Origin of the sequence: Spiroplasma attinicola (assembly GCF_023509825.1) — a bacterium.
Lineage (GTDB): Bacteria > Bacillota_I > Bacilli_A > Mycoplasmatales > VBWQ01 > Spiroplasma_D > Spiroplasma_D attinicola.
The window spans coordinates 417,622-443,829 of sequence record NZ_JAKQXY010000001.1 but is presented as its reverse complement, the minus strand read 5'-3'; the positions used below and the strand labels follow the sequence as shown (position 1 = coordinate 443,829).

The following is a 26,208-nucleotide window of genomic DNA, read 5'->3' as shown; positions in this document are numbered from 1 at the left end:
TTTAAATTATAAAGGTTTATTCTTGATTTGTTGGTACGGTCTAGGATATTTTAATGGTGTTAATTTTTGCTTTTGAAAAATTAATAAATTTCTTGTTCCATAATTATTTGGTAATTGATAAGAATTCTGATTAATTAAAGTTGCACCTAATAATGATAAACCAGAATTGATATTATTTAATTCAGAATTAACATTCAAAGCTTTATAAGCAATAAACTTTCCAGAAATTCTTACTAATGGCAAACAAATTTCATTAAGAATATTTAATGGTGCAACTGCTCTTGCAACAACTAAATCAAAAATTTCTCGGTATTCATGAGCAAATACTTCCACTCTTTGATTAATAATGTGAACATCTTGTAATTTTAAATTATCAGTAACTACTTTTAAAAATTGACATTTCTTTTGATTAGCTTCAACAATTGATAATTTTAAGTTTGGAAAACAAATTTTTAAAACAATTCCAGGTACACCAAGACCAGAACCAACATCACAAAGACTTTGATCATTAAGTTTAATCACATTTGTCATTAATAAAGCATCATAAAAATGTTTATTATAAACTTCATCTTCTTCAGTAATTGTTGTTAAGTTAAACTTTTGATTATATTCAATAATTAATTGATAATATCTTTGTAAATTTGCTTCAATTTCTTTAGTTAATTGAAAATCTTTTAAACCTACTATTCATTTAGAATTCATAAATTATTCCTTTATTTAAAATTGATTGATTAAAGTAAATTATATTATATAATTATATTATGATACTAATCATTAAATGCCCTTTTAAGGAGTTACATTTTGTAAATTTGATTAGTTTACTCTAAAAAAATCTATCTACATTAGCATTTAAATGTAGTACAAAAGATTTAAAGTTGTTTTTAAAAAACAACTTTTTTTAATAAGTCATTTCACATTCATCAAATTGGTCTAAAACAAAATCATTACTCACAATAACAAAAAACCTTTTTAACAATTTTATCATAATTTTTCTTTAACTTTATCGGTTCTTTCTTTAGATTTTTAATAAAAAATGCTAATTAAAGATCTAATTAGCATTCAAGTATGGGTATTTATTTTTTAAAAAGAATAATAACATTTGAATATCAGAGGGGCTAATCCCTGGAATTCTTGTTGCGTGAGCAATTGTTAAAGGTCTAATTAATTGTAGTTTTTCTTTTGCTGCCAAAGTAATGTTTTCAACTAAATTATAATCAATATCTTTTGGAATTTGTTTTGCTTCTCAACTTAACATTTGTTGGGCATTTTTTTCTTGTTGTTTAATGTAACCAGCAAACTTAATTGAAATTTCTAATTCTAATAATTGATGATAGTCTAAATCATTAATTTCTGAAATTACTGTTTTAAAATATTCTAATTTAATTTCTGGTCGTTTTAATAACTCATAACAACTAATACTATTATCAGGAATAAATGATTGATATTTTTCTGTTAAAAGTTGTCCAAAGTCACTATTTCTAGTAATTTTAATTGTTTGTAATTTTTCGGCAATAACTTTACTTAATGCTTGTTGTTGCTGAAATTGCTTTCATTGATTTTCAGTAACTAAATTGGCATCATAACCATATTTAATTAAACGAGTTTGAGCATTATCATTTCGTAATAATAAACGATGTTCTGCTAATGAAGTTAATAACCGATAAGGTTCATAACCATTACCTTTGGTTGTTAAATCATCAATTAAAACGCCAATATATCCTTCATCACGTTTTAAAATTAATGGTTCTCTATTAGTTAATTTTAGATGAGCATTAATCGCTGCCATTAATCCCTGACAAGCAGCTTCTTCATAACCACTTGTACCATTAATTTGACCAGCAGTAAAAAAGTTTTTAATAAGTTTCGTTTCTAAACTTGGTCATAATTGTCGTGGATCAATTGCATCATATTCAATCGCATAAGCTCATTTTAATACTTGACAATTTTCTAAACCTGGTAAAGTTCTTAAAATTTGATCTTGTTGTTCAATTGCTAAAGAAGTTGATAATCCTTGCACATAAATACTTGATAATTGTTTTGATTCTGGTTCTAAAAAGATTTGATGTCTTGGTTTATCAGCAAAACGAACAACCTTATCTTCAATACTTGGACAATATCTTGGTCCATTAGCAGTAATTGTGCCATTATACATTGGTGATTTATCTAAATTATTATTAATAATTTCATGAGTTTTATCATTAGTATAAATTAAATAACAAGGTAATTGTTCGGTAATTGGTAAAAATTTCTTTGTTTGATGACTAAATGCCAATGGTAAATCACTACCCAATTCAACTTTTGTTTGTGAAAAATCAATACTACTACGAAGCAATCTTGGTGGGGTTCCTGTTTTTAAACGAACTAATTGAAATCCAAGATTTGCTAATTGATCAGAAATACCATTACTTGTTCTTTGTTGATCTGGACCTTCATTTTTTTTGTCAAAACCTCTTAAAGTTACAGATTTCATATAAGTTCCTGTTGTTAAAATCACAATTTTGCTGAAGAAAGTTCTTCCTGATTCTGCTTTAACACCATAAACTTCGTTATTAGCATTAACTAATATTGATTCAATCATTATTTCAATAATTGTTAAATTTTCTTGTTCTTCAAGCACATTCTTCATATATTGTGAATAAGCAATTTTATCTGATTGTGCTCGCATTGCTCAGACAGCAGGACCACGAGAATTATTTAATAATTTCATTTGCAGTGCTGTAGCATCAGCAGCTTTTGCCATTTCGCCACCTAAAGCATCAATTTCGCGAACAACAATTCCTTTTGCTGAACCACCAATTGAAGGATTACATGGCATTAAAGCGATTTTATTTTTATCTAGGGTTATAATTGCAGTTTTGTGGCCAGTTCGTGCTGAGGCAAGAGCGGCTTCAACACCGGCATGACCGGCACCGATGACAATAACATCAAAATCATATTTAATTTGCTTCATTTTCTGACCTCCTAACTAGTTAATAATTTTTTAGCATTAACAATTGTATCATAAAAATTGCAAATAAAAAGTTCATAATCTAATATGAACCTTAATTTTCGTTATTTTTAACCAATTTTTGTCTTTGTTTCAGGATTAGCAGCTAAAATTGTATCTAAAATTTCTCTTTCGCCACGAACTTGCATTTGATTTGGATCAATACTATGTAACATAATAATTACTTGATGAGCAATATTGATTGTCATACGATTAAACATTTTTGAAGCTTCTTCAATATAAGCTTGGAGTGGATTTAGCTGAGCATAACCTCGTAAATGAATTCCTGCTCTTAATTTACTTAAAGCATCAATATGTTCTGTTCAGTATTTATCAAAAACTTGTAATAAAGTTGAGTATTCAATTTGTTCAGCAATTACTTCATTTAAGTTTGCTCGTTTTTCTAAATAAAATTCATAAGATTTGGCACTAATTAAATTAATTACTGCTTCAGATTCCATTTTTTTTAATACTTTTAATTCTAAAGTTTCTGGTTTAAGAATTTTATTTTCAATTGCTTTAATTAAATCTTGATAATCAATATATTGTTCTCTTCCTTGAATTTTAGTAAAAATTCTTAATAAATCACGAGCAACTGTTTTATGCATTGTTTCTAAAATTGGTAAAACATTTGTTGATTGTAAAATTTTATCTCTTTGACGATACATTGCTTCTCGATGTTGTGCAATAACATTATCATAATCTAATAAATTTTTTCGAGCATCAAAGTTTAAACCTTCAATTTTTTGTTGCGCTCTTGTAATTGCTCTTGTTAGCATTTTTGATTTAATATAATCTTCACCTAAACTAGCAAAAGCTCTTTTTAATTTTTCGCCACCAAAACGCATAATTAATTCATCTTCAATTGAAACATAAAATCGTGAAAATCCAGGGTCACCTTGTCGACCTGCTCTTCCTCTTAATTGGTTATCAATTCTTCTGGCTTCGTTTCTTTCGGTTCCTAAAACAGCTAAACCACCTAATTCTCTAACACCTTTTGCTAATTTAATATCAGTACCACGACCTGCCATATTAGTTGCCAAAGTAACAGCATGCAACTCTCCTGCTTTAGCAATAATTTCAGCTTCACGAGCATGGTTTTTCGCATTTAAAATCTCGTGTCTAATACCTTCTAATCGCAACATATTAGATATTCGTTCTGAAACATCAACATTAGCAGTTCCAATTAAAATTGGTTGACCTTTAGCATTTCGTTCTTTTACTTCTTTAAGCAATGATTTAAACTTGGCATTTAAAGTAGCAAAAACAAAATCAGGTTTATCTTCTCGAATGATTGGCTTATTAGTTGGAATTGAAATAACTCGCATATTATAAATCTTAACAAATTCTTCTTCTTCAGTTTTTGCAGTTCCTGTCATACCACTTAATTTATTATATAATCGAAAGAAATTTTGATAAGTAATTGTGGCAACAGTTGTTGTTTCTTGTTGAATATTTACTTTTTCTTTTGCTTGAATTGCTTGATGTAAACCATCACTATAAACTCTTCCTGCCATTAAACGACCAGTAAATTGATCAACTAAAACAATTTCGCCATCTCGAACAACATATTCAACATCTAATTTAAAAATATAATTTGCTCTTAAAGCATTCGAAATATGATGAAATAACTCTGAATTTTCAATGTCAAAGAGATTTTTTAATTTAAAATAATTTTGTGCTTTTCTAACACCAGATGCAGTTAAAGCAATTTGTTTACTTTCTCAATCAATCTTATAATCATTTGGAACTAAAGATTTAGCAAAGGCATCAGTTGCTTGATATAATGGTGTTCGATTTTTTGCGCCACCAGAAATAATTAATGGTGTTCTTGCTTCATCAATTAAAACTGAATCAGCTTCATCAATAATGGCAAAGTTTAATGGTCTTTGTACTTTATCAGCAAAACTACGAACCATATTATCACGAAGGTAATCAAAACCTAATTCAGCATTAGTTGTATAAGTAATATCTTTATTATAAGCTTCTCGTTTTAAATAAGGTGTATACTCTCTTAAATTAACACCGATTGTAATTCCTAAAAAATCAAAAATTGGTTGATTTGACTCAGCATCTCTTTGTGCTAAATATTCATTAACGGTAATAATATGAACCCCTTTACCACTTAAAGCATTTAAGTAAATTGGCATTACAGCTGTTAAAGTTTTCCCTTCACCTGTTTTCATTTCGGCAACATCACCATTATGTAAAACAATACCACCAATTAATTGTACTGGGTAAGGATGTAAACCTGTTACTCTTCGTGATGCTTCTCGGGCAACAGCAAAAGCCTCAACTAATATATCATCTAAAGTTTCATCTTTCATTAATCTTTGACGAAATTCTTCAGTTTTAACTGTTAGTTGAGAATCTGATAAGTGTTTCATTTCTGATTCTAAAGCAATTATTTCTTTTACTTGTTTTCTAATTTTGCGTAGAATTTTACTATCTCACATTAATTAAATCACCATCAATTGTTTCCTAATTGATTATTTCTTCGTTCTAAATTAAAGAAACAAAAAATAACCTTTCAGCATAATTATATATTTAATTATTTTTTTTGCAAACTTTAATTTATTACTCTAATTAAAAGAAAAATAAAAAAAGGCTTTTATTACTAAAAGCCTTTTCAGATTAATTAAACTTTTCAAATTGCTGCTAAATCATTTTTAATATTCGGAACATCAAGACCATAAATTACTTGGACAGCAGTTCCTTTTTTAACAACAGCAATTGCACCTGTTGATTTAAGAATATCATCATTAACTTTTGTTAGGTCAATAACAGTAACTCGTAAACGAGTAGCACAATTATCTAAGACAGTAATATTATCACGACCACCCAAACCTTCAAAAATTGCTTCTAAACGATTAAGATCAGTTTTCATTTTTTTATTAGTTGGGTTATTTTGATTAGATACTGGCGCTTGTTGAATTTTTGCTTGTAATTGATTAACTACTGATTGAGCACCATTAAGATAAGTAATTAACACTTTTTTATCTTCAATTTTAATAGTTTTTGTATCACTTAAACGAATTGCTGCTTTTGAAATTTTAGTTACATCAACTAATGTTGCTTGTAAAATTTGACCTTCAGCAATGACATCAACAATATTATCTTTGCCACCTAAACCGTTAAGTAAATTAGTAATTTTATCAACAGCATCTTTAGTATTCTTTTCTAAAGATGATTTTGTTGCTTGCATTGCTAAATTAGTAGCTTCTTGACTATTTTCACGGCCAAGTGTTTGATATTTCTTTCATTTAATAATGTAGTAGAATCCAAAGTAATAACTAGGCATCATTAAGGCACCAGCAACAAATATTCAATAGAATCCTGTTTTCATTCCCATTACATGCGGCACAATTCCAAAGAATGTAAAGTCAATAAATCCGGCTGCAAAACCTTGTCCAACAACGACATTAAATAAATATGCCATCATAAAACTAATTCCCGCCATAAATGCATCAAAGACATAAGCTCAAGGAGCAACAAATAAGAATGAGAATAAAATTGGTTCAGTAATTCCTGTTAAGAATGAAGTTAACGCTGCAGAACCTAATACTCCAGCAACCATTTTACGATTTTCTGGTCGTGAAAGTTTTCACATTGCTAAAGCAGCAAATGGATAACCATATTGCATAAAAGCAAATCGACCTGACATAAACATTGTTCCCGGTGTTTGATCTGCATGACCTAGTAACCCTGAACCAAATTGACCAAAGAAGATTGAATAAGCACCACTAAAAGCAGCACCATCAGAATTCATTCAGTGACCACCAACATCAGTAAATCAAAATGGTGTATATTGCACATGATGTAAACCTGTTGGAATTAATAATCTTTCAGTAATTCCAAAGAACATAGCAATAAATGCTCCTCCTGCAGTTGGTTTAAAATTAGCACCATTTAATGCTCCATCTTTAAGAGTATTTAAATTCATACCTTTACCCATACCAGTACCGATTGCTTGGAATGCTTTAATTAATGCTGGTCAAGCAAAAAACATTACAGTACCCATACCAATTCCTAAAAATACAGCAAGAATTGGAACAAAACGTTCTCCAGCAAAGAATGCTAGAACTTTTGGCATTTTAACATTATAAAAACGATTATGAACAACTGCTACTAATCATCCAACTAACATTCCACCTAATACTGATGCATCAAGAGTGTTAGGAATTCCTAAAACATTTTTAAAAATTCCAGAATTAGCGATTTCATTATCATCAAATGGTTTATGGTCAGTTAAATTTCAAGGATCAAAACGAGCAATTAAATGTTCTTTACCATCAGTACCAGTAATACTATGAGGAATAAATAATGCTGCAATCAATGCTGACATAACTGCAAATGTAATAAAACCAGATAATGCCGCAACACCTTTACTTTGCTTAGCAAATCCAAAAGCAATTGAGACGGCAAAAATAACACCTAAATTGGCAAAAATAATATCGCCACCAGCTTTAAGAACATTGAAAAAACCAATTGCACCAACAGCACCTGGATGTTGAGTAGTAAGAATACCAGCAACACCACCACCAATACCAAGTAACAATCCGGCAACAGGTAAAACCGCAATTGGAAACACAATTGCTCGAGCTAAATTTTGGGTTTTACCAAATAATTTGCTACCAAAATTACTAAAACGCAATTTGAAATTGATTTTTTCATTTTCTTGGTTTTGTGAATTATCAACTTTTTTGTGAAAAAGTTTATTCATCGTACCCCACCTTTCTTTTCAATTATTTTATTATTGTTAATAACAATTCAATTATAAACGATTATTTTTCCAAAACTATAAAAAATTTAGAAAAAAATATCTTTTTTAATTATTTTTTATTTTAAGCAAGATAAATATAAGGAACAATAATCGTTCCAAATAATTTCATTCCAATAAATCTTGGATCAAGTGGTTCATAATTACCATAATCAACACCAGAAATCGATTTATAAGTCATACTATAAATTGAACCTAGAGTATTTATACTAAGTGATCGATTAATATCAAGCCCTGAACTTAATATTAAATTAGAATCCAAAGCAACTCATGAATCTGAATATCATGTCATAACTACTGCTAAAGTAAAAAATCAAGTTCCATTTGAGACATGAACAATTTTTCCACCAACATAAGTTTGAACAATCATTGGAATAAATTTAAAAAGTGAATTATTTATATCTTTTTGTTTTGACTTATTTTTTAACTCACTATCTACACTGCTTAAACCCGATACTTTAGACTCATTTGCTAAAGTAAAACTAGAAGATTTAACAATTGTACTATTCTTGATTTCAGCACTAAGTTTATTATTATCTCTTGGCATTTTCAAAAAAGTATATTGATCATTTGTAAAGCTTGCTAAAGCAGCATGATTAAAAATACTTCCTAGAGCTCAATGATATCAAACACCTAATTCTCAATTAAGATTTAAAATATTACCATTTCAAGAACTATTTAAAATGAATCTTACCTTTTCATTACCCTTATGTTTTTTATCTGTATCTTGAAATACTTCATTTTTTTCGTCATTTGCTTTTAAATTCAAAATATAAATTCCTGGTAAAATTGATGGTTTTTTTTGATATAAATTAGTTCAACCTTGTAAACCATTTCAAAAATTATCCATATATGAATAATTAATATTAACTGAGTTATATCTATTTAAAAACTCAGTTTTATTAGCAGCATATTTTGTAATATCTAATGATAAAGCAGAAAATAATTTATTATATCACTTATCTTTTTTACCTTTTCCAATAATATAATCATCTCTGTTATCTTGTTCTGGCAGAGTTTTATCTTTATTAGAACTCATATAAATTCGATGAGTTGTATCATAATAATTACCATTAACTACAAAAGAATCTTGGTTTTCAACTAATTTTTGTTTCTTATTATCTAAATAAATAGTTTTATTAACATAAGTAATATTATTTCTTACTACTTGTGAACCTACTACTATTGATATTACACCACTAGAAATTGGAATTATTGTTAATAAAGCAAGTAAAAATTTCTTCACTCTTCTACACCTCTCTTTTCTCATTTATTATAATTCTTTTTTTAAAATTATTACAATTCACTTTACTTTTAATTACTTTTTATCAAAAAATGAAAATAGTAGTCATATTGCTATAACTACTATCATTTATATTTTATTTTCATTTAAAGTTTAACGACCAAATTTTATACATAAATAAATATAATAAACCCTTTTTGCTCTGTACTCTTGTATCACAATAGTATGAATAATTTATATTAATTAAACTCATAAACAAAAATAATTAAATTAATAAAATTTAATAATTTTAATAAATCTATACCATTTTTATTATACATCAATAAAAATCAAAGATTATATTTATTAAGAATAAATTTTAAAAAATATTCAACTATTTACTAGGAAATCAAATATCTAAACCAATAAAATTAGTAATTAAACCACCAATACAAAAAGTAAACACTAATACTGTTAAAATATACAAAATTCAAGCTTCTTTAACTTTACTATGATCTAAAAATTTATGAAACGGAATTGCTTTAATTGCAACTGCACTAATAATAAAACTAAATATATAAACGCTAATTTCAATTATATATTTTAAAATACTATTATCCATAATTACCTCGACTAATCTTCAGTTCCTAATCGTTTCTTGATTTCAGGATCATTTCTTTCAAGTTCTTTAGTACCTGGCCGATTTTGAATTGTATCACTAATAACTCTTACTTCATGAAGGGTACTAATTAAAATCCCTCCAGCAATACTTAAATAATGAGGGTGTCCATTAATACGATACATCATTGGTGCAATGGCAATATTAGCAATCAATGGTGTTCGTCATTCTAAAAGCGTAATATAACCTTCAGTTGTTTTAATATTAACACTATCAACAGGACCATTAAAAAATATTCCATCTGGTGTAATAATTTTTAAATTTAAAGCCATATAATCACCAACTTATAATTTTAATAATTTATTTTAATGTTTTTGCCTTTTGTCTTGCTTCATCAATTGAGCCAACATATAAAAATGCTTGTTCTGGTAAATCATCACAACTACCATTTAAAATTGCTTTAAAACTAGCAATTGTTGTTGCAACAGGAACATAAATTCCTTTCACTCCAGAAAACTTTTCAGCAACATGGAATGGTTGTGAAAAGAAATTACGAATTCGTCTTGCACGAGAAACTATCTTTTTGTCTTCTTCACTTAATTCATCCATTCCCAAAATCGCAATAATTGGTTCTAATTCAGAAAATCGTTGTAATATTTGTTGTACTTTTCTCGCAACATCATAATGTTCTTGACCAACAATTTCTGGATCTAACATTCTTGAAGCAGAAGCCAATGGATCAACAGCAGGATAAATTCCCAAAGCCGCAATATTTCGTTCTAAAACAGTTTTAGAATCTAAGTGAGCAAATGTTGTTGCTGGAGCAGGGTCAGTTAAATCATCGGCTGGAACATAAACAGCTTGAATTGAAGTAATTGAACCTTTTTTTGTTGAAACAATTCGTTCTTGTAATGCTCCCATTTCTGTTGCCAATGTTGGTTGATAACCAACAGCAGAAGGCATTCGACCTAATAAAGCAGACACTTCACTACCAGCTTGAGTAAATCGGAAAATATTATCAATAAATAATAAAACATCTTGTTGTTTTTCATCACGGAAATATTCAGCAATTGTTAAACCTGTTAAAGCAACACGCATTCTAGCACCTGGCGGTTCAGACATTTGACCAAAAACTAAAGCAGTTTTATCAATAACTCCTGCTTCAATCATTTCGTAGTATAAATCATTTCCTTCTCTCGTTCTTTCACCAACTCCAGTGAACACAGAAATACCACCATGTTCAATCGCAACGTTATTAATTAATTCTTGAACTAAAACTGTTTTACCAACACCAGCACCACCAAATAAACCAATTTTCCCACCTCTAGGATAAGGAACTAACAAATCAATAACTTTAATTCCAGTTTCTAAAATTTCAGACTTAGTTTGTAATTCTTCAAAAGTTGGAGCTAAACGATGAATTGGTAAAGTAACACTAGCTTTAACTGGACCTTTTTCATCAATTGGTTGACCTAAAACATTAAAAATTCTTCCTAATGTTACTTCTCCAACAGGAACAGTAATCGGATGTCCTAAATCAGTTGCTGGTAAACCTCGCGTTAAACCTTCAGTTGGTCCCATTGAAATACAACGAACAACATCATCACCAATATGTTGTGAAGCTTCAACAATTAGTTCTTGTTTATCGTTAGTAATTTTAATCGCATTATACAAATTGGGTAAATGACCATCACTAAATCTAATATCAATTACCGGTCCAGCAATTTGTAAAATTTTACCAATATGACTTACTTGTGATTTTTTCACTGGTTCTTTTTTAATTGCTGGTTGTTTTACTTGGGTTTTTTCAGGTTTACTTGTTTTAGTTTTTGTTGTTGCCATTTTTTTCTCCTTATTACTTCTTATCAGTTTATTGTTGTGCTTCTGCTCCACCAATAATTTCTGAAATTTCTTGCGTAATTGCTCCTTGTCTTGCTCTGTTATAACTAATTAATAAACTATTTTTCATATCACTAGCATTATTTGAAGCATTTTCCATTGCTAATCTTCTTGAAGCTTGCTCTGCTACTTGTGATTCAATTAAAGCACCATAAATAATTGCTCCAACATATAAAGGAATTGCTGACTCAATTACAGTTTTAACATCTGGTTCAAAATCAGTTAGAACCATACTTTCACTTTTAGCATTTTTATTACTAGTAATAATTGGTAATAAATCAATTACTGTTGGTTCAAATGTTACAGTATTGATATATTTTGTATAAGCAACTTTAATACTATCAATACTTTTATTGTTAAATTTAGAAACTAGGTTTAAAGTTAATGCTTGAGAATCAGGATAATTAACATTAATATCGAAACTATTATATTCTTCAATTACTTTTTTGTGATGATTTTTAAAAAATGCGGCACCTTTACTACCAACGGCAATAATTTCATCTTCTTCATGCATTTGTTCTAAAGCTAATTTACTAATATTAGTATTAAAACCACCACACAAACCTAAATTAGAAGTAAAAACTACTCATAATGTTTTCTTTGCGACAATTGGTTCATTTCTAAGATAAAACGAATTTTCTAATTTCGGTAATAATTGATGAAATGCATCATAAATTTCAGAATAATAAGGCTGAATGTGTTCAATTCTTTTCCCAATTCGTTTTAATTTTGCTGTTGCAACTAATTGTGTCGCTTTTGTTACTTTATGACTAACATCAACAACTTTAAATCTTTGACGAATATGTTCAATTCCTTGTGCCATCAATTTTACCTCCTTAAACTTAATTTTTTAGATAAATAATACTAGTAAACTAAAAGATTCTAGTCTCTAACAGAACTAGTTAGTGCTTTTCAATCTTCTAAATTACCATATCTTTTAGCATCATAACTAGAAATTTTCTTAGTTAAATTAATAACAACTTTATCAATACCATGACTAATGTGTTTCATTAGTTCATCATCAAAAGCTAAATTAGTTTCTAATTTTTGATAATCTTTTCTTTGATTTTTAGGAAAATAAGCAATTAATTCTTTTTTCAATTCTTCCATCATTTCCACAGGTAATCATTTAATAGTTTTATTTTTAATTGCTAATAAAATAATTGCTTGATCAATTTGATTTAAAGGATTATTTTGTTTTTGCTTTAATAATTCAATTACTCGTTTCCCATGTTCAATTACGGTTTTAGTAGCATCATCTAAGTCTGAACCAAATTGAGCAAAAGATTGTAATTCACGAAACTGTGCTAATTCTAATTTCAAACTACCTGATACTTGTTTAATTGCTTTAATTTGAGCGGCTGAACCAACTCGAGAAACTGACAACCCAACATCAACAGCTGGTCTTACTCCTGAATTAAATAATTCACTCATTAAGAAAATTTGTCCATCAGTAATTGAAATAACATTTGTTGGAATATAAGCTGAAATATCACCCGCTTGTGTTTCAACAATTGGTAAAGCAGTAATGCTTCCGCCATGATATTTTTCATTTAATTTAGCAGCTCGTTCTAATAAACGAGAATGTAAATAAAAAACATCACCTGGATAAGCTTCTCTTCCCGGAGGTCTTCTTAAAAGTAAAGAAATTGAACGATAGGCAACAGCATGTTTACTTAAATCATCGTAAATAATTAAAACATCTTTGCCTTGTTCCATTCATTCTTCAGCAATTGTTACACCTGTATATGGTGCTAAGTACTGTAATGGTGCTAATTCACTTGCTGTTGCACTAACAATTGTTGTGTATTGAATTGCCCCTAATTGCGTTAATTTTTCAACAATTTGAGCAACTGTTGAAGTCTTTTGACCAATAGCAACATAAACACAATAAACATTTTTATTCTTTTGATTAATAATTGTATCAATCGCAATCGTTGTTTTTCCAGTTTGACGGTCACCAATAATTAACTCTCTTTGACCTTTACCAATTGGAATCATCGCATCAATTGCTAATAAACCAGTACTTAATGGCTCAGAAACTGACTTTCTTGTCATAACTCCTAAAGCAATTCTTTCAACTGGTCGAGTTTTATTACTTTTAATTGGTCCCTTACCATCAATCGGTTGCCCTAGAGCATTAACAACTCTTCCCAAAAGTGGATTACCAACAACAGTTTCAACAACATTACCTGTTCTTTCAACAATATCATTTTCTTTTACTGAAGCATCACTGCCCATTAAAACAACACCAACAGCATTTTCTTCTAAATTTAGTACCATACCGTAAGTATTAGATTTAGGAAAAAAAACTAATTCACCATTCATTGCTTTATCTAAACCATTAATTAAAGCAATTCCATCTCCAACTGTCAGAACAGTTCCTTCTTCATTAGAAACAATTTTTTCGCCATAATTTTTAATTTGGGCTTTAATAATTTTTGCAATTTCGTCAATATTTAAGGGCACCTTATTACCTCTATTCTTGATTATTTTTTAATAATTTAGATTTAAATTGATCCATTTGTCCTTTAACTGAGCCATCAAAGACTTGATTTTTAACTTTGACTCTAACACCAGCTATTAAACTTTTATCAATTTTATTTACTAGTTCAACATTGTTATTAACAATATCACTAATTTTATGTTCTAATTTTTTAAGTTGTTTTGGTGATAACTCAACAACTGAGTAAGCAACACCATATTCAATACCTTCATAAGTATTACATAGTTTACGAAATTCTTTTAAGATTAATAATGAATAACGAAAATAACCTTCTTGTGCTAGTAATAAAAAGAAATTAACCATATAACGAGAAAACTTACTAAATGTTGTTTTAATAATTGTACTCTTTTCCGTAAATGGTAAAACAGAACTACTAACAACATCGAGGAATTCAGGATATTTAGTGAATAAATCAATTAAAATTCCTGCTTCACTACGATATTGCTTAACTTCTTTATCTTCAACTGCTAACTGAAAAAAAGCATTACTTCAGTGGCTAACTATTGTATCATCAATCATAATTTCCACAACCTTTAACTTTTAACTTAAATTTTATCAATAAAATCGTCAATAAATTTTTGATGTTTTTTTGCATCAATTTCAGAATTCAAAATTACTTTTGCCAATTCCAAAGAAACTGCCTCAATTTCAGCTTTAATTTCCTTTTCAGCTGCTTTTTTTTGCTTAGCAATATCATGTTTTGATTGGTTAGTAATTCGCATTGCTTCAACATGAGCTTGATCAAGAATTTCTTTTCTTTCATCATAAGCTTTAGTTTTAGCATCATTAACGATAACATCAGCTTCAACTTTAGCACTATTTAGCATTTCTAAAGCGTGACTACGATCTTGATTTGCTAGTGCTTGTTTAACTGCTGCATCATCTAACTTACCTTTAATATTTAAATGACGATTATGCAATAATGTTCGAAATGGCTTATAAACTCATCGTCAAAGTACCAGCAACAAAATTAGTGTTGCAAATACATGGGCAATTAACATTGGAATATTTGGAAATAATTGGTTAATAATATCATCACCATTAATTGCTTTGCCTGCTAATATATTTCAATTCATAAATTTCACAACCTTTAATATTTCTTTTATTTTTGTTTACCTAAGCAACAAAAATTAAAATTAAAGAAATAACCAAACCATAAATCGCACCAGATTCAGAGATGGCAGCACCAATAATAAACATTGTTCGAACCTTAGATTCAACTTCTGGATTTCTAGCAATGGCTTCAACGGCTTTTCCAGCAGCGTAACCTTGACCAATTCCGGCTCCAAAACAAGTAATTGTGGCAACACCGGCTCCTAAAAATTTTAATCCATCAGAAATGCTACCAGTCATTGCTAAAAGATTTCAAATGTGACTGAAAAATGTTGTCATAACATTTAGATGAGTAGTATCAGCAAAAATGCTCATAATTTATATTCTCCTTTTGATTGCTTTATTTTTTTATTAATATCATTTTATTAAAAAATTTAAAATAGCAAAAGATATTTAATTTATTTTATCTTATTTTCTTTTTAAAAGACGATCTAATAATAATCGTTCTTGATGAGTAATATCATCAATATTTTGTTCTTGTTCTTGTCTTTTTTTAATCTTCTTCGGTATTTTAAGTTCTTTTTCTGGTTTAGAATCTCCTTCCATTTGTAATTTTCAGTATACCATAGTTAACATACCGAAAATTAATGCTTGAATCGAGCCAGCAAATAAATCAAAATACATATGCAAGAACGGTGCAACAGTACCGATTAAAAAGTTAACTTGACCAACTACAGGAATTTTTCCTCAAATATTTCCAGTAAGCAAATAAAGTAACGACATAATAATTGAACCACCAATAATATTACCAAATAGACGGAAAGATAAAGAAATCAATGGTGCAAATTGTGTAATTAATTCCAAAGGATTAGTAAGAAACTTTTTAAAGAATAATAATTTTTGAAATTTAATTCCAAGATAATAAATTCCAATAAAAGTTACTAAAGATAATGATAAGGTTACTGTATAAACTGATGCTTGAGAATCAATTCCAATGATTGATAATCAGTTACCAATTAAAATATAAAGCATTAAATATAATAAATAAACTGTAACATTTTTATATTTTGCTCCTAAAACATCAACAACAATCCCTTCAACATATGTTATAACTAATTCAACAGCAAGAACGATACCACGAGGATCATCATCAGCCGCCATTTTTTTAACTTTTCTTTGATAAATGAAACTAATACTAACAATAATAATTGTCGTAATTGCAATTGTTATTAATTGCGGCATAATCGCTCAATAATTTCAATTTTTTAAACTTGCTGAAATTAACATTGTTCTGTATCCTTCATATTATTTTTTCTTTTCTTTAATCCTAAAAATTCATTAGTGAAAACTGCAATTAATAATAATGAGAAGCCAGCAATTAAACTAAATAAATTTGAAAATTTAAAGTAAATTACTAAGCCAATAACCGTACCATATAATAAAACACGAAATAAAAAAATTAAAAACGCTAAAGCTTGTTTATAAGCGACTTTACTAAAAAACCAATCACTTGTTTTTGCTAAAATAAAAAAACCTAATAAACTACTAAAAAAACCTAAATTAAAACCAATAATAATTTTCCAATCATAATTAAATAAATTAATTAAACTTAATAAAATTGGATTAATTAGTAATCAATAACCAATCATAACAATAATAATTCGTAAATTATTATTATTCTTAACTTTAATCAACCAAGAAGCTTTATTTTGTGCCGAAAATTCGATCACCAGCATCTCCTAATCCAGGAATAATAAAACCATTTTCATTTAACTTTTCATCTAAAGCAGCTAAATAAATTTTAACATCTTTATGTTCTTTATGAATTTTATTAATTGCTGCTTGAACACCAACAATGCCAATAAAAGTAATATTTTTAACACCAACTGCTTTTAATTTATTAATTGCCGCTAAAGTACTACCACCAGTAGCTAACATTGGATCTAAAATATAAACTAAATTTTCTTCATGATTTTCAACATTAGGATATTTGAAAAAATATTCTTGTGGTTGTAATGTTGATTCATCACGATATAAACCAATATGACTAACAATTGCATTAGGTAATAAATGTTCAAGACCACTAACCATACCCAACCCTGCTCTTAAAATCGGACAAATAATAATTGTTTTTGTTAAATTTTTCCCTTTGGTTTTTCCAATTGGTGTTTCAATTGTAATATCATCTAAAGGAATATCTTTAAAAACTTCATAAGCCATTAAACTAACAATTTCTGTTAAATTTTCTTGAAAGTCTTTTTTTTCTGTTTTTTTATTTCTAATTCTTGTTAACTTATCTAAAATCAACGGATGATTAATAATAAAAACATTTTCTTTAGCCATCTTTTTATCTATGATATCTGTCATTAATAAAACTACTCCTTTAAATTATTTGACTTTTTATTAAGTTTTTATAATTATACTAATAAAAAATTTTACGCCCTTTATTTAGATAATTCAACTATAAAATCAAAAGATTAAAAAATTAAAAATCATAACCTTATTTACGAATAATCTCTTTTGTCAAACTGTTATAAACTGCAGACGCTTTACCATTAATTATTTTGCCATTAACAATATAATCTAAATTTGCTAAATTAATTTTACTTGCTTCATTAATTGGTGCTTTTTCAGCAAGATTACAACTACTTGCAGCTAATGGACCAACAATATTAATAATTTTTTGAATAAATGGCGAAGCGCTAACTCTAATTGCAATATTATCTCATTGTTTTCAATATTCATTTTGACTTATTATTGCCATTGGTTTAACAATTACTGTAACTTTCCCTGGAGCAAATTTTTTTTCTAAATCATTAATTAATTGATTATCAATTACTGCCAATTTTTTAGCTTGTTTTCAATCTGCTACTAAAATTTGTAATGGTTTTGCTTCAGGTCGTTGTTTAATTTGATAAATTTTTTTAACTGCCGTTATTTGATCAAATTTACAAACAAGACCATAAACAGTATCAGTTGGCAAAGCAATAACATTACCATTTTCAATGATTTTAATAATTTCTGTTAATTGTGTTGGTTCAAACATAACCATTTTAAACTCCTATAATTACAGTAAAATCTGAAAAAAATTATATCATTTGTAATAAAAAAATTAAACTCTTATAGGTTTTTCAGACTGTAATCAATTAAAAGTAAAAACCTAAAGTCAAGGCTTACTTTAGGTTTTTATATTATTATTTATTATTTGATATAAGCTCTTAATACTATGAACTGGGGGAGTAAAGTTCGTTTTTGCAATATCAATATAAGAAACTAGTCCTTGATATTTATATAAAGTATCAGAGCTATTGATTGAAATGAAGATAAAATTAATTGGGAACTTTTTATGAAATGTTAATGGATGTTTTAAATAAATTAAGATAATAGGTAAGACAACATTAGTTTTTGTTACTAGTTTATGAATAATTAAAATTTTATTTAACAAATAATTGCTATTAATAAAACCATCTTTTAATTGTAAATTAATTGAGTTTAATTTAAATTTTCTAATTAACGCTTCTTGTAAATAGGCTAAACAATTTTTTATGCCCGAAAATCTTTGTCTAAAAAAGAATTGAAAAACTAAAATCGAACTACGAATCTTATCAATCAACATATTTTTTAAAACAAAATCAAGATTTTGTCTTAATTGCTGATTTGATTGACTATTATTAATAAGAACTAATTTTCGACTTGGCAATAAAATATTATCAAACTGATGATCAACTAAAATTGCATAATTTTTATTTAAAAAATTCTTTTTATAATAAATATTATCTATATTTATGGATTTTGAAATAATATTCTTATAATTATTTTCAATAAACAAAATTACTTTTTTATTTTGCTGAGAAAACTTATTATCAAATTGATAATAAAGAGAAACTACTCAGTTTTTATTATTACTTTCCAAGTAAAAATTATTAAAGATCATTAAAAAGTAGTCATCAACTAAGAAACGAAATTTAACATTAATATCAAATTTTTTTAAAACAAAAACAATTATATTAAGGATTTCTCAACCATATCAATAAGAAGCATTTAATAGATAGTAATGATTATTAACATTTTCTAATTTGAAATCTTGATAGAAGTTGAATAATAACTTTAAAAGATTTTCTTTTAAAAATTCACTAAGGGTCATTTTGAATTCTTTAATAGTTAATAAAAGCTGATATTCTTTAATTAATAAACGACTAACAAAATTATTAATTGATAAAATTAAATTTGCTAAAAAATCATTACTAAAGTTTTTTTGATTGAGCAACATTACAGATTTTAAATAAACTGTTTCATAATAATCAAATTTCAAACTAAATTGTGCTTCCAAAATACTAGATAACTTAATAAAGTTATTTGTAATAACACGATCATTAAGTAACATTTCTAAAAGCAAAGGTTGTAATGAACTATTTAATAATCGATTAAGTTTTATTCTTTTAATTATAATAACTAAAAATCATAGTATTTCTTTTGTGAAAGAATTGTAAAACTGATTATTAAGTAAAATTGTTGCTACTTGATTTTGTAGATGTACTAAACTAGTATCTAAATAATTGTTAGGATGTAATGGGCTGCTCACTTCACTAATTAAGACTTTTGTCGCAAGTAACCTTAAATCTGATTCTGAACCTTCTAAAACCCAACCTTGTTTTGTTTTAAATTTTAACTTAAGATTTAAATCATAATAATTAAGGCAATTATTAATTGAATTTACTTCTTGTTTTAAATCATAAAATACACCGTTAGTGAAATTAAATAATTTATTGTTCGTTAAAGGTTGGTCTTCTCAAATTTGATAGAAGATTAATTGATATCATTTTACACTAGGATTGTAATCAGATACTTTTAATATCTTTCTTAACAATTTATCAATTGCAATTTTTGGTTCACTTCCAACAATTACTAGCTTATCTTTACTTTTAATAATCTTACAATTACTAACTGATGCTAATAAGCGATTAATTCTTGCAATGTCCCTTTGTAAAGTTCTAATAGTTAGAGAAAACTTCTTTACTAAATAAGTTAGTGAAACAAATTTTGGATTATTTTGAAACATTTTTAATATTTCAATAATTCGCCTCATTAAAGTATTGCCCTCCATTATCCTAATTTAGAGAATATGGGGCAATTTCCTTTTTAAAAATAAAAAATATCATTACTTTAATGAAAAAAATAATGATATTTAAATTCAAATTTATGTTATAATTGGCGACTACTAATAAATAAAAATCTTCAATGATTACTATAATCTTTTTCAAATCAATAAAAATAATTTTGAAAATTCTCAGTTAAGATTGATTCTAATTCTGACTTTTGATCAAAACCAATTTCGAAAGAAATTAAAAAATCTTTATTCGTAAAATTTAAAATTGACTTTAGAATTCTTTGATAATATCCTAAGCCGAAATTATCGGCAAATAAAGCTAATTCTGGTTCATATTTTAAATTATTAACTTGATAATTTTTTTTACTTTTATCAATATAAGGCGGATTACTAATAACAATATCAAATTTTTCGTCCACCAAATTACTAAATAAATCGCTTTTTACTAAATTAAGCCGATCTAAGTGATAAAACTCTTTATTTAATTTTGCAATTTTTAACGCTTTATCACTAATATCACTAGCAAAAACTTCTCATTCTGGATTTTTTAAGGCTAAACTAATAGCAATACATCCACTGCCTGTTCCTAAATCTAATACTTTTAATGGTACAAGATTAAATAGTTTTTGGCTTCAATATAAAGTACGAGAAACCAAAAGTTCTGTTTCATTTCGCGGAATTAAGACATTTTTATTAATAAAAATTTTGTAATTATAGAAAAAAACATGACCTGAAAGATAAGCAAAAGGAAAACCACTAGCATATTTTTTTACTAAAGATAAATACTTTCGTAAAAAATTTTTGTCAGTATTAACCATATTTAAATTAGCATAAATTCAAGTTAAATCCTTTTTTAATAAATTAGCTAAAATTAATTTATTAATGTTATCGTTTTGATTAATTTTTCTAGCAAGGCTTAAAAATTGATAATATTTCATATTTAATAACTTTAAAATTGACCGCTATTAAATGAACCGTCGTCATTTCCCATGTTGTCATCAGAAGATCCGTTAGAATCATCATCTTTTTTCTTAGCCGGCTTTTTACTTTTTTTCTTAGCAGCAAAAAATACATTAGATAATGCATCAGCTAGTTTTGAAGACATAAGACCATCTGTTAGGAAAAATAACATATTAATACGTTGATTTAAAGAAATAAAATTCATAAAACACCTCCTCTATTTCCTTACTTTAAATTATAAAGAAATTTTTAAATTAAACTGGAAATATCATTTTCAAGGGTTTCCAATTTCTTTCTTTGTTCATCACTTATTAATGCTAGAATAATTTCATCTAAATTACCTTCCATAATTTGGTCTAATTTATTTAAAGATAAACCAATTCGATGATCAGTAACTCGATTTTGTGGATAATTGTAAGTGCGAATTTTTTCAGATCTTTCTCCTGAACCAACAGCACTTTTTCTTAAACTACCAATTTCACCTTGTTGTTGTGACAATTGAAATTCATATATTTTTGCTCGCAATACTTGCATTGCCTTATCTTTATTATCATGCTGACTACGACCATCTTGTGAAGTAACAACAATTCCTGATGGTAAATGAGTAATTCTTACAGCTGAATCAGTTGTATTAACATGCTGTCCACCAGCACCACTAGAACGATAAGTATCAATTTTTAAATCAGTTGGATTAATATTAACTTCAATATCATTAACTTCTGGTAAAACAGCAACTGTAGCAATTGAAGTATGAACGCGACCTTGTGATTCAGTTTTTGGTACTCTTTGAACACGATGAGCACCAGCTTCAAATTTTAATTTAGCAAAAACTTGTTTACCTTTAATAATAAAACTAATATAAGTAAAACCACCACTTGTTGACTCTTTAGCTTCAATCATTTCTACTTTTCAATTTTGATTTTCACAATACTTTAAATACATTCGGTATAAATCACCAGCAAAAATATTGGCTTCTTCACCACCAACTGCTCCGCGAATTTCAAAAATAACATTTTTACTATCATTAACATCTTTAGGAATTAAAATTAATTTTAATTTTTCTTCAACATCAACTAACTTTTGTTCATCACTTTTAATTTCAGATTTTAACATTTCAATCATTTCTGAATCTTTTTCAGTTTCTAAATAATGTTTTGCTTCATTAATTGTTTTAATTAATTTTTGATAAACTAAAAATTGATTAATAATTGGTTCTAATCTTTTTTGCTCTTTAGTTAATTCAGTATATTTTTCTCGTTGTTTTTTAACATCTAAAGCTAACAATTGCTCTTCAATCTTTTGATATTTTTGATAAAGTAATGTTAATTGTTGTAATATTTTTTCATTAACCATTTAAATAAGGACCTAACTTTTATTTTAAAACTTTATGATGTTTACGACATCTTGCTTCATATTTTTCTTGTGCACCAATTTCAATAATTGGATCATTATATCGCGCTTCTTTACCATTAATAATTCTTTGTGTTCTTGTTGCAGCAGCACCGCATATCACACAAATTGCATCTAATTTTGTTACAAACTCTGCTCTTGGTAAAATTTCTGACATAATCGGAAAAGGTTCAGCACGAAAGTCTTGATCTAAGCCAGCAACAATTACTTGCTTATTATTATTCGCTAATTCTGTTAAAATTTCAACAATTTTTTTATTAAAAAATTGCACTTCATCAACTGCGACAGCAACAACATCTTGATTTTCTTTTGCTTTCAAAATTTTCAAAATTTCTTCTGGTTTATTAACATCAATCAAAATTGCCTGAATTGATATTCCTTTATGTGTCACAACTTTAGTAGCACTATAACGAACATCAATACTTGGTTTAAAAACTAAAACTTTCCGTTTAGCATATTGCAGACGAATGATTCTGCGAATAAATTCTTCAGTCTTCCCGGCAAACATACATCCTGTTATTACTTCAATTCAACCATCATTATAGCGGTTATACATTATTATTATCCTCTTTTCTTTTTATTTATTATTTAATATTTGGTGCTAAACTTGCTAAATTATCTAAATCATGTAATAAATTTTCAACAATTTTTAAACTTTTAACTTTTGCTCCAGCGGCATTTTTATGACCACCACCGCCAAATTTTGCAACTAATTCATTAATTACTCAGCGTGAACTACGAACACTAATTTTGAATTCATCATCAGAATCATTTTGACAGGCAATGAATCAAATTTTAATTGTTGCCAAATTAGACATTAAATTAACTTGACTAGTAATATCTTCACGATCAATTGTTATTTTTGTTTTTTGATTTAATTGTTGACTAATTTGTGTTTCTAACTTTGTAACATCTTCTTTAGTAAGAATAATATAACCAACACCATTTTTACTAATCTGAAAATTATTTAAAATATAACCTTTAATTCGTGCTGTTTTTACATCTTGTAAATATAATTTTTCATATAAATCTAAAAGACTAAAGTTAGTTGCACTTAAATAACTAGCAACATCAAATGTTTCATTATTAACTGAACGATATAAAAATCGTCCTGAATCAGTAACTAAGCCAAAAAATAAATATTGCGCTGCAGCTTTTGATAATCTTAATTTCATAGTTTTTGCTCATTTAGCAACTACTTGACAAGCAGCAGAAGCAGAACTATTAACTAAACTAACCGTACCATAATTATCAACTTCAGGATGATGATCAATTTTAATAATATTTTTTGCTTCTTGCCAAAATTGACCACTAATTCTTTCACGATTTGCTGTATCAGTAATAATAACTAAAGCATTTTGATAATCTTTACTATTAACTATCATTGCTGGTGGAAAAAATTTAATCATATATTCAGTCATATCACCAGGTACTAAAACCTTTTTATTAGGAAAATTTTCTTCAATAATTGTTTTTAACCCTCATTGTGAACCTAATGCATCACCATCAGGATTAATATGACGATGAATAATGATTGGATTGCTTTTTTTAATTAAATTAAAAATTTCTTTTGCATTTTTTAAAAAAATTTTTTCTTGTTTCATTTCTTTCATTAAAATTTAACTCTTTCTATCAAGTACCAATTAAATGGTTTGTTTTAGGATCAAAAATATAAATTGTATTTTTAACAATTGATAATCAACCTTTTGTTCCAATTTTAAAAGCATTATTATCAACAAAAACTTGAAATAAAGTATTATCAAAAGCTTGAAAACTTAAAATTGAATACTTATCATTAAACTTTGTAATATTTTTAACTTCACCATTAATAGTAATTAATTTACGAAATGCAGTAAAAAATGGTTTTTTATAACTAAAAGCTACATCATTAAATTTTAAAGCAACAATTGGAGTTTCAAGCAAGTTAGGAAAAGAACCAATTTTTCGATCATAAAAAAATAACTCTGGTTTTTCTCAATGACCTTTAAAAACATTTACTTGTTGTTTATTCATTTCTTTTAATAAGTTTAAAGATAGTGGTTTCGATGCCATTTCTTTAGTTTTACCTTGCTGAATAACAACTTGATTTTCAATAACACAAATCTTAGAAGCTAATAAATTAATATCTTGATTTTCTTTTGATGAAAAAATAATAACAATTCTTAACTTTAAAGATAATACTTTTAATCACATTGCTAATTTCTTTTTATCTTCTTGCTCTAACAATTGAAAAGGATTTTCTAAAAGTAAAATTTTAGTAGGAACAACTAGTTTTTGAGCAATATTAGCAAATCTTCGTTCTAAAAAAGAAAGTTGTGTAAATCCTCTTGTTAAAACTTCTGTTTCATTTATTGTTTGAAAAATTTTTAAAATATTATCATTAATTAAATCGTTAGCATCAATTAAACTATCTTCTAATGTTTTTAATTTTTGATCATAAACTTCTTGACTTGAAAATTTCTGATCTGTTAAAAGTTTATTATGATAAATTTTAATTTGTTCTTGAATTCGTTGTAATAATAATTGCATTTCATCAGGTAATAATTGCATTGCAATAAAATCTTGCTTCATATTAAATTGAACTCGTTGCGTTTCTGCTAAATCAACTCATGCATCAATAATTTGATCAATTTCTGCTCGTGAAATTTTAATTGTTTTAAAGAGTAATGCTTGATTTAATTCATTACTAAAAATTTGATTATGATTATTACAACTTTTTAATGTTGTCCGAATTGCTTTTCTTGTTTCAAAAATCTTTTCGTCTAAATAATTATTAATTTCAGCAATAATATAAGGAATTTCTTTTAATCGAAATTCTTTTTTTCGCATTTTGGGAGGTTTGCACCCACAAAAACATTCACCAGTTAAACTTTCTAAACTAGAAATTCGATCTTGTAAAGACTGATAAAATATTAAATCATTATTAACAATAATATTTTCTTCTTCAGCATTAAACTTTCTAACTAAAATGGCTGCTAGTTCACTAGAACCAGGAAAATTAAAATTTTCTTTTGCATATTCTTGATGAAAATGATTAGTCGTTGTTTCATATTCTTTAATTAATGAATTTCTTGATTTTTGTGTTTCATTAATAAATTCTTTAATTAATGTAATTATCTTATTTTTAAATTCTTCAGTATTTAAATTTAAACCAGTATTTTTTAAATTAGCAATTGTTGTTTTAATTTTAATATTATGATTACTAATTGCTTGTAAATAAGATTTATTTTTCTTAGCAATTTTAAATAAATTATATTTTAAAGAAAAAAGTTTATTCCAATTTTGTTGTTGATTAGGCAAATATGAAATTTGTCTTTCTCAGCCCAAAATATTATAAGTAGCATCTTGATTATTTAAAATAATATTTCCTGAAAAAATATTATCAATTCCAGCAATAGCTTTTAAAATATTATTTAAATTATCTTCTTCATTACTAAATAATGCCAAAATTTCGGGAGAAGTACAGGCAAAATTCCAATTTTTAACACCATTTTTAATCGTTAATCCTTTAATTTCTAACTTTAACTGATAATCATTAGAATCATTATATTTAAGATTTTGATTAAGATTTCAATCAAGTAATTGTTCTTTCATATATTCACCTAACTTTCCAATTGTCAAAATAAAGTGTTTTTTATATAAGTAATTTTAACTGAAATTTTTAAA

At 27.0% G+C, this 26,208-nt stretch carries 23 protein-coding genes and 1 pseudogene; all 24 read right to left on the bottom strand.

Going from position 1 to position 26,208, the window contains the following annotated elements:
• Nucleotides 1–6 precede the first annotated feature (6 nt).
• Nucleotides 7–702 (bottom strand): 16S rRNA (guanine(527)-N(7))-methyltransferase RsmG, encoded by a 696-nt coding sequence (gene rsmG / locus LT335_RS02130; RefSeq protein WP_249728309.1) that lies wholly within the window; start codon nucleotides 700–702, stop codon nucleotides 7–9.
• Between the two features lie 346 nt (nucleotides 703–1,048).
• Nucleotides 1,049–2,941, bottom strand: a complete 1,893-nt coding sequence (mnmG, locus tag LT335_RS02125) for a tRNA uridine-5-carboxymethylaminomethyl(34) synthesis enzyme MnmG (RefSeq protein WP_374982212.1) — start codon at nucleotides 2,939–2,941, stop codon at nucleotides 1,049–1,051.
• Between the two features lie 206 nt (nucleotides 2,942–3,147).
• Nucleotides 3,148–5,442 (bottom strand): annotated as a pseudogene (secA, locus tag LT335_RS02120) (preprotein translocase subunit SecA); the annotation flags it as partial.
• A gap of 182 nt (nucleotides 5,443–5,624) precedes the next feature.
• Nucleotides 5,625–7,709 carry a PTS transporter subunit EIIC gene (locus LT335_RS04530; protein WP_249728304.1) on the bottom strand — a complete coding sequence of 695 codons (2,085 nt, stop codon included), beginning with the start codon at nucleotides 7,707–7,709 and terminating at the stop codon, nucleotides 5,625–5,627.
• A 121-nt stretch (nucleotides 7,710–7,830) separates the two neighbouring features.
• Complete coding sequence (locus tag LT335_RS02110) at nucleotides 7,831–9,012, bottom strand: hypothetical protein (RefSeq protein WP_249728302.1); 1,182 nt, start codon at nucleotides 9,010–9,012, stop codon at nucleotides 7,831–7,833.
• A gap of 370 nt (nucleotides 9,013–9,382) precedes the next feature.
• A complete protein-coding gene (locus LT335_RS02105; protein WP_249728301.1) occupies nucleotides 9,383–9,610 on the bottom strand; it encodes a hypothetical protein in 228 nt (75 codons plus the stop codon).
• An 11-nt stretch (nucleotides 9,611–9,621) separates the two neighbouring features.
• On the bottom strand, nucleotides 9,622–9,939 hold the full coding sequence (locus LT335_RS02100) for a hypothetical protein (protein WP_249728299.1): 318 nt from the start codon (nucleotides 9,937–9,939) through the stop codon (nucleotides 9,622–9,624).
• Between the two features lie 28 nt (nucleotides 9,940–9,967).
• Nucleotides 9,968–11,449, bottom strand: coding sequence for a F0F1 ATP synthase subunit beta (gene atpD / locus LT335_RS02095; protein ID WP_249728298.1), 1,482 nt, complete (start codon nucleotides 11,447–11,449; stop codon nucleotides 9,968–9,970).
• Between the two features lie 28 nt (nucleotides 11,450–11,477).
• Nucleotides 11,478–12,329 carry an ATP synthase F1 subunit gamma gene (atpG, locus tag LT335_RS02090; RefSeq protein WP_249728296.1) on the bottom strand — a complete coding sequence of 284 codons (852 nt, stop codon included), beginning with the start codon at nucleotides 12,327–12,329 and terminating at the stop codon, nucleotides 11,478–11,480.
• A 59-nt stretch (nucleotides 12,330–12,388) separates the two neighbouring features.
• Nucleotides 12,389–13,975, bottom strand: coding sequence for a F0F1 ATP synthase subunit alpha (atpA, locus tag LT335_RS02085; RefSeq protein WP_249728294.1), 1,587 nt, complete (start codon nucleotides 13,973–13,975; stop codon nucleotides 12,389–12,391).
• 10 nt (nucleotides 13,976–13,985) lie between these two features.
• Nucleotides 13,986–14,531, bottom strand: coding sequence for a F0F1 ATP synthase subunit delta (locus LT335_RS02080; RefSeq protein ID WP_249728293.1), 546 nt, complete (start codon nucleotides 14,529–14,531; stop codon nucleotides 13,986–13,988).
• A 26-nt stretch (nucleotides 14,532–14,557) separates the two neighbouring features.
• Nucleotides 14,558–15,088 (bottom strand): F0F1 ATP synthase subunit B, encoded by a 531-nt coding sequence (atpF, locus tag LT335_RS02075; RefSeq protein ID WP_249728290.1) that lies wholly within the window; start codon nucleotides 15,086–15,088, stop codon nucleotides 14,558–14,560.
• A gap of 40 nt (nucleotides 15,089–15,128) precedes the next feature.
• Entirely contained in the window at nucleotides 15,129–15,404 is a 276-nt protein-coding gene (gene atpE / locus LT335_RS02070) for an ATP synthase F0 subunit C (RefSeq protein WP_349665633.1), read from the bottom strand.
• Between the two features lie 129 nt (nucleotides 15,405–15,533).
• A complete protein-coding gene (locus tag LT335_RS02065) occupies nucleotides 15,534–16,352 on the bottom strand; it encodes a F0F1 ATP synthase subunit A (protein WP_249728287.1) in 819 nt (272 codons plus the stop codon).
• Entirely contained in the window at nucleotides 16,346–16,795 is a 450-nt protein-coding gene (locus tag LT335_RS02060; RefSeq protein ID WP_249728285.1) for a hypothetical protein, read from the bottom strand. The genes LT335_RS02065 and LT335_RS02060 overlap by 7 nt, the downstream gene beginning before the upstream one ends.
• Nucleotides 16,770–17,432 carry a uracil phosphoribosyltransferase gene (upp, locus tag LT335_RS02055; RefSeq protein WP_283778544.1) on the bottom strand — a complete coding sequence of 221 codons (663 nt, stop codon included), beginning with the start codon at nucleotides 17,430–17,432 and terminating at the stop codon, nucleotides 16,770–16,772. The genes LT335_RS02060 and upp overlap by 26 nt, the downstream gene beginning before the upstream one ends.
• A gap of 133 nt (nucleotides 17,433–17,565) precedes the next feature.
• Nucleotides 17,566–18,117 carry an L-threonylcarbamoyladenylate synthase gene (locus tag LT335_RS02050; protein WP_249728283.1) on the bottom strand — a complete coding sequence of 184 codons (552 nt, stop codon included), beginning with the start codon at nucleotides 18,115–18,117 and terminating at the stop codon, nucleotides 17,566–17,568.
• 126 nt (nucleotides 18,118–18,243) lie between these two features.
• Nucleotides 18,244–20,151: an HTH domain-containing protein gene (locus LT335_RS04525; RefSeq protein WP_249728282.1), complete on the bottom strand. Its 1,908-nt coding sequence runs from the start codon at nucleotides 20,149–20,151 to the stop codon at nucleotides 18,244–18,246.
• A gap of 116 nt (nucleotides 20,152–20,267) precedes the next feature.
• Entirely contained in the window at nucleotides 20,268–21,110 is an 843-nt protein-coding gene (gene prmC / locus LT335_RS02040; protein WP_249728280.1) for a peptide chain release factor N(5)-glutamine methyltransferase, read from the bottom strand.
• An 11-nt stretch (nucleotides 21,111–21,121) separates the two neighbouring features.
• A complete protein-coding gene (locus LT335_RS02035) occupies nucleotides 21,122–21,337 on the bottom strand; it encodes a hypothetical protein (RefSeq protein ID WP_249728278.1) in 216 nt (71 codons plus the stop codon).
• Between the two features lie 44 nt (nucleotides 21,338–21,381).
• Nucleotides 21,382–22,485, bottom strand: coding sequence for a peptide chain release factor 1 (gene prfA / locus LT335_RS02030; protein ID WP_249728277.1), 1,104 nt, complete (start codon nucleotides 22,483–22,485; stop codon nucleotides 21,382–21,384).
• Nucleotides 22,486–22,504: 19 nt separating this feature from the next.
• Nucleotides 22,505–23,098 carry a thymidine kinase gene (locus LT335_RS02025; protein ID WP_249728275.1) on the bottom strand — a complete coding sequence of 198 codons (594 nt, stop codon included), beginning with the start codon at nucleotides 23,096–23,098 and terminating at the stop codon, nucleotides 22,505–22,507.
• Nucleotides 23,099–23,126: 28 nt separating this feature from the next.
• Nucleotides 23,127–24,155, bottom strand: coding sequence for a DHH family phosphoesterase (locus LT335_RS02020; RefSeq protein ID WP_249728273.1), 1,029 nt, complete (start codon nucleotides 24,153–24,155; stop codon nucleotides 23,127–23,129).
• 16 nt (nucleotides 24,156–24,171) lie between these two features.
• On the bottom strand, nucleotides 24,172–26,136 hold the full coding sequence (locus LT335_RS02015; protein ID WP_249728271.1) for an ATP-binding cassette domain-containing protein: 1,965 nt from the start codon (nucleotides 26,134–26,136) through the stop codon (nucleotides 24,172–24,174).
• Nucleotides 26,137–26,208: the final 72 nt, after the last annotated feature.